Here is an 11,603-nt window from a genome sequence, read left to right on the forward strand (position 1 = left end):
ACCTCACGACCTGGATGACCAGCCGCGACCTCCCCGACCAGCCACCCAGGCCAACCCACTTCCAAAACACGCCCTAGCGAGATGGGGCCGGGGAAGGTGGGTCTGGTCTGGAGAGGCCCCCGGCTCCGTCGACCAGCCGCGGCGCCTCTTGCCGGTGGCGGGATCGAGGAGGGCGGCGCGGGGCCGCCGAGTCGAGCCCAGGTCGGTGAGCAGGCGCCAGACGGTGGCGGAGGCCGCCGTAGAGGACCGGGACGTCGAACTGGCGCTGGACGGCGTCGGGCATCGGCATCGGCGGCGGCGTCTGGACGCGGGTGGACAGGGCGAGGACGTCGGTGTTCGACGCGCCGACCTGCCCGGATGGGGCGATCAGGTTGACGGGGGCGAAGCGGCCGACGCCTGCACACCGCCGCTATACTTCTAGACATTTTTCGCCCCGCTGGGCTAGCATCCCCGCCGCTGGACGGCACGACAGCCGAGATCCTCAACCGTCGCCGGACGACGAGTGACCGCGATGCCCGAAGGAGCGCCCACATGACCACCAAGACGCCGATCGAGCACCCGAAGCGGTTCGCCGCGGCCACGCCGGACAAGCCGGCGGTGATCGCCGGCGACGTCGTCGTGACCTACGCCGAGCTGGAGGCCCGGTCGAACCGGCTCGCGCACGCCTTACGAGCCGCCGGGCTGGACGTCGGCGACAACCTCGCCGTGCTCATGGAGAACCGCGCCGAGTACTTCGAGATCGTCTGGGCGGGGATGCGCGCGGGCCTGCGGGTGACGCCGATCAACTGGCACCTGTCCGCCGCCGAGACGGAGTACATCGTCACCGACTGCGGCGCGGCCGCGCTGGTCGCGTCCGCGGCGTGCGCCGACGTCGTCGCGAGCCTGGGGGAGGCGGGCCCGAAGGTCCGGCTGGCCGTCGGCGGGCCGATCGAGGGGTTCGAGCCCTACGAGCGGGCCGTCGCCGATTTCCCGGCGACACCGTTGGACGACGAGTGCGAGGGCAACTGGATGTTCTACTCGTCGGGCACCACCGGCCGGCCCAAGGGCATCCGCCCGCCGGAGGTCGGCGGGCCGCTCGGCGAGCCGACGTCGTTCAGCGCCATGGTCCGGTTCTTGTTTGGCGGCGACGAGTCGACCCGCTACCTCAGCCCGGCGCCGCTCTACCACGCGGCGCCGTCCGGCTGGACCAACGCGGTGCACCGGATCGGCGGCACGGTCGTCATCACCGAGCGGTTCGACCCGGAGGAGTTCCTCCAGACCGTCGAACGCGAGAAGATCACGCTGGCGCAGGTGGTGCCGACGCATATGGTGCGCCTGCTGAAGCTGCCGGCCGAGGCGCGCGCCCGCCACGACCTGTCCAGTCTGAAGGTCCTCGTCCACGCCGCCGCGCCCTGCCCGGTCGAGGTCAAGCGGGGCATGCTCGACTGGCTGGGCCCGGTGATCCACGAGTACTACGCGGGCAGCGAGGGCGTCGGCTTCTGCTACATCGGCCCCGAGGAGTGGCTCGCGCACCCGGGCTCCGTCGGCCGCTCGATGCAGGGAGCGGTGCACATCCTCGACGAGCTGGGCGAGGAGGTGCCGCCGGGCACCGACGGCCGGGTGTTCTTCGAGTCCACCCGCCAGTTCGAGTACCACGGCGACCCGGCCAAGACCGCCGAGGTGTTCGACAAGCACGGCTGGGCCACCTACGGCGAGATCGGGCACGTCGACGCGGACGGCTACCTCTATCTCACGGACCGGGCGACGAACATGATCGTCTCGGGTGGGGTCAACATCTACCCGCGCGAGATCGAGGACGTGCTGATCGGCCACCCCGAGGTCGCGGACGTCGCGGTGATCGGGGTCCCGGACGGCGAGATGGGCGAGTCCGTCCGGGCCGTCGTCCAGCCGGCGGCCTACCCGCCGGCCGACCCCGCCGCCCTGGAGGCCGACCTCATCGCCTTCTGCCGCGCCAACATCGCCCACTTCAAGGCCCCGCGCTCCGTCCGTTTCCTGGAGGCGCTGCCTCGCCTGGCCACCGGCAAGATCGCCCGACGGCTCCTGCCCCCAGAGGTCCGTGCCTGAGCCGGTCGCCGCCGAGCCGACCCGCCGCCGAGCCGGCCGCCGCGGCGCGCCTCAGCCCCGCGAGGCCCGCGGGCGGGACAGCGCGTGGCGGCCGGTGAGGATCGGCAGGTCGAGGAAGGTACGGATGCCGGGCGCGGCCGCGCACAGCGGGGCGACGGCGTGGACGGCGTGCATGGCGGTGCCCAGGCAGCCCTGGTCGTTCTCGTCCTCGCCGTTGATGGCGATCTTGGCCTCAAGGACCATGGAGGGGCTGCCCTCGACGGTGACCTTCCAGCCGCGGCCGGTGGGCCAGTCGGGAGCCTGGCCGTCGCCGACGCGGGTGATGTGCTCGATCGTCAGCGCCGGGCGGCCGTCGATGACCGCGGTCGCGGAGAAACGCTGCGCGGAGACGCTGCCGGCCTCGATGCGGCCGGCCTTGATCTCGAAGGGCGCCGGGGCGACGGCGACCTGGCGGTCGTAGGTGAACCCGTCGATCGTCGCGCCGAGGCCGTCGGCCACCATCATCAGCGAGGCCTGGAACACCGAGCCGGCCAGCTCCGGGATGGCCAGCGGCACCTGCGCGTCCGGGGCCTTCCCGAACCCCATGATGTCGAACAGCATCCCGGCGTTGTCGTAGCTGCTGTAGTCCAGCAGTTCCTGGACGAGCAGCGTGTCGATCCGCTCGAACAGCGCCGACATGGTCAGCGGCAGCACCTCGGCCGCCCAGCCGGGCTCGATGCCGGTGGCGTGGAACGACGTCTGGCCGGCGGCGCAGGCGGCCTCCAGCCGGTCGACCACCGCCGGGTCGCCGCTCGGCGGGTAGATGAAGGCGGTCACCGCCGTCGAGACGACGTTCTTGCCCGACGCGAGCAGCCGGCAGATGTCGTCCAGCGCGCCCGCCGGGTTCATCTCGCCCTGCGCCATGTAGAGCACGCAGTCGGCGTCGAGCGCGACGATCTCGTCGGCGTCCCGGGTGGCCAGCACCCCGATCGGCGACAGGCCGGCGATCTCGCCGACGTCGCGGCCCGCCTTGGCCTCGCTGTAGACGAGCGCCCCGACCAGCTCCAGGTCCGGGTGCTCGTGCACGGCGCGCACCGCGTGCCGCCCCACCGGTCCGGTCGCCCACTGCACGACGCGTAACACCGCCCACCTCCGCCACTGCCGGGCCGCGCCGTCCGCCCGGCGCGGCTGTGACTAGCGAAAATATCTACATATAACTTACGATGCAACGGTTCGCGGCGGGTGGCGGCCCCGGGGGCCGGAACGGGGCGCGGCCGGCCGGGCGCGCGGGAGCATGGGAGGGCGCATGGGCGGGGGCACCATCGGGGGCGCTGACGGGGGCATGGTGGCGGCCGGGAGGCCGTTCGCGTTCACCGAGGAGCGGCGCGAGCTGCGGCGGGCGGTGCGCGCGTTCCTCGACGCGGCGTCCCCCGAGACCGAGGTGCGCCGGCTGATGGAGACGCCGGCCGGCTACGACCCCGAGGTGTGGTCCCGCCTCGCCGGCGAGCTCGGCCTGGTCGGCCTGGTCATCCCGGAGGAGCTCGGCGGAGCCGGCGCCTCGTTCGTCGAGCTCGCGGTCGTCGTCGAGGAGATGGGCCGACGGCTGCTGTGCGCGCCGTACCTGTCCACGGCGGTGATGGCGGCCGCGGCGCTGCTGCGGTCGGGCGACGCGGCCGCGCAGAAGGCGTGGCTGCCGGGCATCGCCGCCGGCGAGACCCTCGCGACGCTGGCGCTCGCGGAGGACGCCGGGCGCTGGGACGCCGCGGGTGTCACCACCACCGCCCGGCCCGCCGGCGACGGCTGGACGCTGACCGGCGCGAAGTCCTACGTGCTCGACGGCCACACCGCGGACCTGCTGTTGGTCGCCGCCCGCACGGACGAGGGCGTGTCCCTGTTCGCCGTGCCGGCCGGCGCCCAGGGCCTGGTCCGCGCGCCGCTGCGGACGCTGGACCAGACCCGCCGGCTCGCGCGGGTCGAGCTCGCCGGCGTGCCCGCCACCCTCGTCGGCGCGGACGGCGCGGGCTGGCCGGTGGTCGAGCACGTGCTGGACCTGGCGGCCGTGGCGCTGGCCGCCGAGCAGGCCGGCGGCGCCGCGGTCGCCCTCGACATGGCGGTCCAGTACGCGAAGGACCGCGTCCAGTTCGGCCGGCCGATCGGCAGCTTCCAGGCGATCAAGCATCGGTGCGCCGACATGCTGCTGGAGGTCGAGTCGGCGCGGTCGGCGGCGCACTACGCCGCCTGGTGCGCCGCGGTGGGCGACGAGGCGGAGCTGGCGAAGGCCGCGGCCATCGCCAAGGCGTACTGCTCCGACGCCTACCTGCGGGTGGCCGCCGACACCATCCAGGTCCACGGCGGCATCGGCTTCACCTGGGAGCACCCGGCCCACCTGTACTTCAAGCGGGCCAAGGCCGACGCGCTGCTGTTCGGCGCCCCGGCTGCCTGGCGCGGGCGGCTCGCCGACCGGATCGGCCTCTGACCTGGGGACCTGCCGTGACTGACCGAGGACCTGCCGCGACCCGCCCCACGAGGGGAGGCGGTCAAAGCCAGGGCCGGCCCGCGAGCGGCCCCGCCCGGGCGGCGCCGCCCCTGCTCGCCGCCCGGGCGCTCGTCGCGGCCGCGGATCAGGCGCGCCGCTGGCCGCGCAGGACCTCGCGGTAGGGGCGGTCGCGGTCGGGGTTGGGCTCGCGGGGCAGGCCAAGGGTGCGCTCGGCGGCGATGTTGCGCTGGATCTCGTCGGTGCCGCCGTAGATCGACGACGCGGGCGAGAAGACGAAGGCCTTGGCGAACTTGCCGTCCGCTGCCCCGTCCGGCCCGGCGAGCAGGCCACCGGCGCCGAGGATGTCCATGCCGATCTCGGCGGCGAGCTTCGTGATCCGGGTCTGCGCGATCTTGCCCATGCTGGCGATCGCCGTGCCGGCACCGGCGTTCCCGGCCGCGGCCTCCGCCTTCGCGCGGGCCGCGTTCCACTGGCCGACCTGCACGTAGCAGTGCAGCCGGGCGAGCGCGTCGCGGATCGTCGGGTCGTCGGCCCGGCCATGCTCGTGGGCGAGCGCCACCAGGTCGGCGAAGGTGACGACCATGCCCTCGGGCGCGCGCAGCCGCGCGGCGTCGCCGGCGCGCATCCCGAGCACGCCGCCCTTCGGGCCGGGCGGCGGGAAGCCGGCGTGCGCGCCGCCGGCGCCGATGCCGGTCCGCTCGAAGTGCAGGGTCGTGTTGGCGGCCATCCAGCCGTTGCCCTCGCCGCCGACGAGGTCGGCGGCGGGAACGACCGCGTTGTCGAAGAAGACCTCGTTGAAGACCGCGTCACCGGTCATCTCGCGCAGCGGGCGGATGGTGACGCCGGGCTGGTCGAGGTTGAGCGCGAACCACGAGATCCCTGCGTGCTTGGGGACGTCGAAGTCCGTGCGGGCGAGCAGCATGCCGTAGTCGGCCTCGCGGGCCTGGCTGCTCCAGACCTTCTGGCCGTTGATCACCCAGTTGTCGCCGTCGCGTTGCGCCCGGGTGGTCAGGCCCGCGAGGTCGGAGCCGGCGCCCGGCTCGCTGAACAGCTGGCACCAGCCGAGCCGGCCCTCGAGGATCGGCGGCACGTGGCGGGCGATCTGCTCGGGCGTTCCCAGCGCGAGGATCGTCGGCGCCGCCATCAGCAGCCCCAGCCCACCGGGCGGCTCCAGCGCGCCGAACGCGGCGAACGCGGCCCGCACCGTCCGTCCGGCCCGCTGGGGGAGCCCGCGGCCGCCCTGCTCGACGGAGAAGTGCGGCGCCGTCCACCCGGCGGCGGCGACGAGCCGCCACCACCGCTCGACGGACAGGTCGGGATCCCAGTGCTCGGCGAGCCAGGCCTCCACCTCGGCCCGCGGGCCGGCTCCCGTGTCCCCGTCGCCCATGAGCCCACTCCCGTCATCGCGGTGTGCTGGTCGTCCGCGCTCGCAAAGCATCTAGATACTAGCGAAAGAGCTAGATATTATCCGTCCGATCGTGGCCGGACTGGAGGGGGCTCGCCATGGACGACACCGAATGCCCAGCCGACTTAGGTAGCCGTCCCGGGGCACGGATCCGGCGAGGGCACGCGCCGGCGAAGCCCGTGCCCGCCGGCGGGGGCCTGAACTTCCGGTGCGACGGCAAGGCGGTTCCGCTGACCTCGGCGGTCTGCGTCCGGGGCACCATGCGGACCCAGCTGGGCGCGGACGGGCAGCCCACGCTTCCCTACCGGGCCGTCGGCGCCACGCCCATCGAGGACTGACCACCGGTCGCCGGGCAGGCCGGCGTCGCCGGAAACCGCCAGAAACCCATGGCAATTAGCAGAAGGGGAGCCTGATGGCCTCCACGCTCGTCGAGCGGCAGGACGGACTCGTCACCGTGACGTTCAACCGCCCCGAGAGGAAGAACGCGCTCAATGCCGAGAGCTGGGGGGACCTGGACCGGGTTCTCGCCGAGGTCGCGGTCAACCCGGAGGACCGGGCGCTGCTGCTGACCGGCGCGGGCGGGAACTTCTCCTCGGGCGCGGACCTCTCGCCCGGCGACGGGAACACCAGCGGGCTCACCGGCCGCGGGCGGCAGCCGATCCTGACCGAGATGCGGGTCGTCGGTGACATCATCAACCGGCTGCACCGGCTGCCCAAGCCGACGCTCGCCGCCGTCGACGGCGTGTGCGTCGGCGTCGCGATGGGGCTGGCGATGGCGTGCGACCTCGTCCTCGCCAGCGACCGGGCCCGCTTCTGCGAGGTGTTCGTCCGGCGCGGGCTCGCGCTCGACGGCGGCACCTCCTGGACGCTGCCCCGCCACGTCGGGCTGCGCCGGGCCAAGCAGCTCGCGTTCTTCGGCGACATGGTCCGGGCCGAGGACGCGCTCGCCTGGGGACTGGTCAACGAGGTGGTGCCGGCCGACGAGCTGCCCAAGGTCGGCGCCGCGTGGGGTCGCCGGCTCGCGGCCGGGCCGACGATGACGCTGAGCCTGATCAAGCGTCAGCTCGACGCGAGCGGGTCGCTGACCTTCGAGCAGGCGCTCGAGGACGAGGCCCGCTCCCAGCACATCGCCTACACCACCAAGGACATGGCGGAGGGCATCCGCTCGTTCCTGGAGCGCCGCGAGCCGAAGTTCACGGGCAGCTGATCCCCGTGGTCCGTCGCGCCCACCGGTGAAGCTCGTGCCGGTGGGCGCGACGCCGTCCGGCCGGGAACGTCCCGTCGGCCGGAGACGGCCGACGGCGCCTGCTTCAGACGGCGCCTGCTTCAGACGGCGCCTGCTTCAGACGGCGGCTGGCTCAGACGGCGGCGACCGCGTCGACGGCCGCCCGGCGGGCCCAGGTGTAGTCGGCCTTGCCGGTCGGATGGCGCCCGATCTTCTCGCACAGCAGCACCGCGCGCGGCGCCTTGAACCGGGCGAGCGAGGACGCCGCGAACGCGCGGACGTCACCCGGGGAGAGGACCGCGCCTTCGCGGACCGCCACCAGCGCGACGACCTCCTCGCCGAACCGCTCGCTGGGCCGGCCGACGACGAGTGCGTCGAGGATGTCGGGGTGACGGCGCAGCGCCTCCTCGACCTCCTCGACGAACACCTTCTCCCCGCCGGTGTTGACGACCATCGAGTCCCGGCCGAGCATCACGATCCGCCCGGAGCCGTCCGGGTCGTAGTGCGCCCGGTCGCCGGGGACCGTGACCCGCTGGCCGTCGATGACGGGAAACGTCGCGGCCGTCTTCGCCGGGTCGTTCAGATAGCCGAGCGGCACCCGGCCGACGCGGGCGGTCCAGCCGGTCTCGTCCTCGTCGGGCCGCAGGAACCGCCGCCGGTCCATCGACAGCACCGCCCCGCCGGCCGACAGCGTGAACTGGCGGGTCGCGGCGTTCTTCGTCGACGCGCCGAACGCCATGCCGCCGGTCTCGGAGGCCCCGTAGCCGTCGATGATGGTCAGGTGCGGCAGCAGCTCGAGCAGGGCCTGCTTGTGGGCCGCGCTCGTGGTCGCCCCGCCGGTGGACAGGCTCGTCAGGGCGGACAGGTCGTAGGACGCCCGGCGTAGCTCCTCGACGAGCGGGCGGGCGTAGGCGTCGCCGACGATCGTCATCATCGTCACCCCCTCGCGCGCGGCGACGGTGAGGATCTCGCGGGCGTCGAACGGCCGGCTGTCGTCGTGCAGGACGAGGGTGGCGCCGAGCGCGAGGCCCGCGAACGCGGTCCACTGCGCGGCGCCGTGCATCAGCGGCGGCGCCGCGAACCAGACGCCGCCGCGGCCCACGCCGGACCCACCGGGGCCGCGCCCGGCGCCCGCGGCGGCGGCGACGGCGGCGATGCGCTCGGCGGTGGCGCCCTCGAGGCCGCCCATGGCGGCGACGTAGACGTCGGCCTGCCGCCACAGCACGCCCTTCGGCTTGCCGGTCGTGCCACCCGTGCAGACCAGGAAGAGGTCGTCGGGCGAGGGGACGGGCAGCGCGGCGAGGTCCGCCTCGGTGGCCTCGGCCAGCGCCGTCTCGTACGGGGTGGAGCCGGGCAGCGGCGCGACGCCGGAGCCGTCGTCGACGTCGACGAGCAGCAGCCGGCCCAGGTCGGTGCCGCCGGCGGCGAGCAGCGGGCCGAGCCGGCGGTGGTAGACGACCGCCTCGGCGCCGATCTGGTCGAGCAGGGCGGCGACCTCGTGGGGCGTGTAGTGGTGGTTGACATTGAACGGCACCGCCCGTGCCCGGTACGCCCCGATCATCGTCTCCGGGTACTCGGGACAGTTGGACAGCAGGATCGCGACCGGGCTCTGGCCGCATTCCCAGCGTTCCAGCTCGGCGCGCTCGCGGCGCGCGCCCAGGCCGCGGCGGCGCAGGAACGCGGCGAGGCGCCGGGTGCGCTCGCGAACCTCGGCGTAGGTGCGGTGGACGTCGGTCCAGACCAGCATCTCGCGGTCGGGCACCGTCGCGGTGATGACGTCGAGGACCGCGGGAAGCGACCACTCGGCTGTGGCTAATCCGTCGTTCCCAGTCACGCGTTCCGCCCTTCCGTCAGGTCGCCGAGGTCAGTTCGCCGGGCGCGCCGCGCCGAGCAGGTCCAGGCAGTTGTCGCGCATGATCCTGCGGACGTCGGCGTCGCTGAAGGCGCCGAGTTCCTTGACGAAGTCGAGCGGCGCGGCGACACCCTCGCCGTGCGGCCAGTCGGAGCCGAACAGGATGCGCTCGACGCCGATCAGCTCGGCGAGCGCGCCGAGGTCCTCCTCCAGGTACGGGGTGACCCACAGGTGGTTGCGCAGGGTGTCGAGCGGGTCCTCGGTGAACGCCCAGGGCCGCTGGTTGGCCTGCTTGCGCAGCCGCTTGACGAGGACGCGGATCCAGTCCGAGCCGTTCTCGATGGACGCGACGCGCAGCGCCGGGTGGCGGGTGAACACGCCGTCGACGACGAGGGCGGCGAGCGTGTCGTGGATGGCGCGGTCGTCGACGAGGACCCGGGTGAGGACGCTGATCTGGCCGTAGCCCTCGAACCGACCGGTGCCGCCCCAGGCCGTGGTCGACGCCTCGTAGCCGGAGTCGCCGAGGTGGAACGCGACCGGCACCGACGCCTCGGCCAGCCGTGCCCAGACCGGGTCGTAGCGCTTGTCGCCCAGCGAGCGGGAGGTGCCGTTCTCGGCGGGGACGGGCGCCGGGCGGACGTGCACGATCCGCGCGCCGCGCCCCAGCAGTCGGTCGACCTCGGCGACGGCGGCGGCCGGGTCGGCGAGCGACAGCATCGGGACGCCGATGAGCCGATCGCGGTAGTGGAAGCCCCAGTCCTCCTCCAGCCAGCGGTTGAAGGCGGTCAGGCTCGCCATCGTCGCCCCGATGTCGTCCTTGAGCGCTTCCTCGACCCCGCAGCCCAGCGTCGGGAACAGCAGCGCCGCCTCCAGATCCTGCTCGGCGAGCAGGTCGGCGCGCCGGTCACGGTCGCGGTACTCGGGCCGCAGCGGCTCGACCTTCATGAGCGAGCGTGGGTCGACCCCCTCGGGGATCTGCCCCCGGAAGAGCGGGTCAAGGCAGCCGGGGACGACGATCGGGTCGAAGGTTGGGTTCGGGATGAAGCGATTCACCTTCCCACCCATGAGGAGCTTTACCCGCTTGCCCGTCTGGACGACCTGCACCCCGCGCTCGGTGAATTTCTTGTCGAGGTGCCGGGTAAACGCGTCCAACGGCTCGTAGTAGTGGTTGTCCGCGTCGATCGGTCCGTATTCCATTGTGACCAGCCTTCCGGTCTAGGACGCCCGCGGCAGCCCGAGGACGCGTTCGGCGATGACGTCGCGCTGAATCTGGGCGATGCCGCCGGCACCACCGCCGTGCCGGGGCCCGCCGGCGCCGGTTACTGGCATTTCCAGTCGGGGGTGCGCTTCTCGACGAAGGCGCGTGGGCCCTCCTTGGCGTCGTCGGTGCGTACGACCCGTTCCCGGAAGGCTTCGGCCATGATTTCGGCTTCGCGCAGCGGCACGTCCAGGCCCTGGCGGATGGCGAGGCGGGTGCCGCGCACGGCCAGCGGGGCGTTGCGGGCGATGGTGGCCGCGATCTCGTGGGCACGTTCGAGGAGCCGGTCGTGCTCGACGACCTCCGAGACGAGCCCGAGCTCGTAGGCACGCTTCGCCGGCATCCGCTCGTGCTTGCCCATGAGAGCCATGCGCATCGCGATGTTCGTGGGCAGGACCCGGGCCAGGCGTACCACCTCGCGGCCCGAGACCAGGCCGATGCTGACGTGCGGGTCGAAGAACTCGGCGCGGTCGGAGGCGATGACGATGTCGCCGGTGGTGACCCAGTCGAGCCCGGCGCCGCAGCACAGGCCGTTGACGGCGGCGAGGACCGGCTTGGTCATGGTCCGAAACGGCGGGGTGCCTTCCTGGGGCGCTTCCCACTGGGGGTAGGTGGTCAGGTAGGGCTCGTCGTAGATGACGCGGCCGTCGGCGGGGATCTCGGTGACGTCGGCGCCGGCGCAGAAGGCCCTGCCGTTGCCGGTGACGACGAGGATCCAGACGTCGGGGTCGGCCTCGGCGTCGGCGTAGGCCTGCCGCAGCTCGCGGATCATTTCGGGCGACAGAGCGTTGAGCCGGTCCGGCCGGTTGAAGGTGATCGTCGCGACCCGGTCGGCGACCTCGTACTGAATCGTCTCGAAACCCATGCGGGGAAGCCTTTCGCGTCAGTCGTCGGCCCGGGTCGCGAGGCGCGACGAGGCCGGTGGCGTGCGAGCCGGTCTCGCGGGCCCCGCCGCCGGCCTCGCTCGCCGGGCGTCGCGTGTCCGGCCCCGCGGGCCCACGGCCAGCCCTGACCGAGTCGAGCGCGGCCCGCCGGCGCGGAGGCCGCCGCGGCGGGACGGCTCGCCGGCCGCGCCTCGTCATGGCTGAACCGCATCGGGACCGTCACCGCCGTCGGTCGGTCAAAATATCTAGAGGTAACAGGTTATTGGCCTGGCATGCGCTGGCGCAACGCCCAGCCGGCCATGACCGGCCGCTGGGCGTCGCGCCCGCGAGTCAGCCCCGCGCGCCCGCCGGAGCCGGCCGGGGGAGGCCGAGCAGTTCCGCCAGGTTCGCTGACATGATCCGCTCGATGTCGGCCGGGTCGTGGCCGGCCAGCGTGTCC

9 protein-coding genes are annotated in these 11,603 nt (G+C 73.5%); 4 read left to right on the plus strand and 5 right to left on the minus strand.

The features are described from left to right. The first annotated feature begins 531 nt into the window (after nt 1–531). Nucleotides 532–2,064: an AMP-binding protein gene (locus I6A81_RS01965; RefSeq protein WP_203006903.1), complete on the plus strand. Its 1,533-nt coding sequence runs from the start codon at nt 532–534 to the stop codon at nt 2,062–2,064. Nucleotides 2,065–2,115: 51 nt separating this feature from the next. Here I6A81_RS01965 and I6A81_RS45390 read toward each other — a convergent pair whose 3' ends face one another. Then, on the minus strand, nt 2,116–3,186 hold the full coding sequence (locus tag I6A81_RS45390) for an NAD(P)H-dependent amine dehydrogenase family protein (RefSeq protein ID WP_203006902.1): 1,071 nt from the start codon (nt 3,184–3,186) through the stop codon (nt 2,116–2,118). A gap of 199 nt (nt 3,187–3,385) precedes the next feature. On the opposite strand from I6A81_RS45390, the gene I6A81_RS01975 reads away from it, so the two are divergent. Then, nucleotides 3,386–4,519: an acyl-CoA dehydrogenase family protein gene (locus I6A81_RS01975; protein ID WP_203006904.1), complete on the plus strand. Its 1,134-nt coding sequence runs from the start codon at nt 3,386–3,388 to the stop codon at nt 4,517–4,519. A gap of 145 nt (nt 4,520–4,664) precedes the next feature. On the opposite strand, the gene I6A81_RS01980 is transcribed toward I6A81_RS01975, so the two are convergent. Continuing rightward, entirely contained in the window at nt 4,665–5,927 is a 1,263-nt protein-coding gene (locus I6A81_RS01980) for an acyl-CoA dehydrogenase family protein (protein ID WP_203006901.1), read from the minus strand. 116 nt (nt 5,928–6,043) lie between these two features. Between I6A81_RS01980 and I6A81_RS01985 the strand changes: the two genes are divergently transcribed. Continuing rightward, entirely contained in the window at nt 6,044–6,283 is a 240-nt protein-coding gene (locus I6A81_RS01985) for a hypothetical protein (protein ID WP_203006900.1), read from the plus strand. Between the two features lie 74 nt (nt 6,284–6,357). Continuing rightward, nucleotides 6,358–7,152, plus strand: a complete 795-nt coding sequence (locus I6A81_RS01990; RefSeq protein ID WP_203006899.1) for an enoyl-CoA hydratase/isomerase family protein — start codon at nt 6,358–6,360, stop codon at nt 7,150–7,152. A 151-nt stretch (nt 7,153–7,303) separates the two neighbouring features. Here I6A81_RS01990 and I6A81_RS01995 read toward each other — a convergent pair whose 3' ends face one another. The 3 genes from I6A81_RS01995 to I6A81_RS02005 form a co-directional block, all read right to left on the minus strand. Beyond that, nucleotides 7,304–9,004 (minus strand): AMP-binding protein, encoded by a 1,701-nt coding sequence (locus I6A81_RS01995; RefSeq protein ID WP_203006898.1) that lies wholly within the window; start codon nt 9,002–9,004, stop codon nt 7,304–7,306. 30 nt (nt 9,005–9,034) lie between these two features. Continuing rightward, nucleotides 9,035–10,219, minus strand: coding sequence for an amidohydrolase family protein (locus I6A81_RS02000; protein ID WP_203006897.1), 1,185 nt, complete (start codon nt 10,217–10,219; stop codon nt 9,035–9,037). A gap of 122 nt (nt 10,220–10,341) precedes the next feature. After that, entirely contained in the window at nt 10,342–11,145 is an 804-nt protein-coding gene (locus tag I6A81_RS02005; protein ID WP_203006896.1) for an enoyl-CoA hydratase/isomerase family protein, read from the minus strand. Nucleotides 11,146–11,603 lie beyond the last annotated feature (458 nt).

This window comes from Frankia nepalensis, assembly GCF_016786325.1.
GTDB lineage: Bacteria > Actinomycetota > Actinomycetes > Frankiales > Frankiaceae > Pseudofrankia > Pseudofrankia nepalensis.

Coding starts and splice junctions, on each gene's coding strand:
- I6A81_RS01965 (WP_203006903.1), top strand. CDS start 532: ATGACCACCAAGACGCCGATCGAGCACCCGAAGCGGTTCGCCGCGGCC.
- I6A81_RS01975 (WP_203006904.1), top strand. CDS start 3,386: ATGGTGGCGGCCGGGAGGCCGTTCGCGTTCACCGAGGAGCGGCGCGAG.
- I6A81_RS01980 (WP_203006901.1), bottom strand. CDS start 5,927: ATGGGCGACGGGGACACGGGAGCCGGCCCGCGGGCCGAGGTGGAGGCC.
- I6A81_RS01985 (WP_203006900.1), top strand. CDS start 6,044: ATGGACGACACCGAATGCCCAGCCGACTTAGGTAGCCGTCCCGGGGCA.
- I6A81_RS01990 (WP_203006899.1), top strand. CDS start 6,358: ATGGCCTCCACGCTCGTCGAGCGGCAGGACGGACTCGTCACCGTGACG.
- I6A81_RS02000 (WP_203006897.1), bottom strand. CDS start 10,219: ATGGAATACGGACCGATCGACGCGGACAACCACTACTACGAGCCGTTG.
- I6A81_RS02005 (WP_203006896.1), bottom strand. CDS start 11,145: ATGGGTTTCGAGACGATTCAGTACGAGGTCGCCGACCGGGTCGCGACG.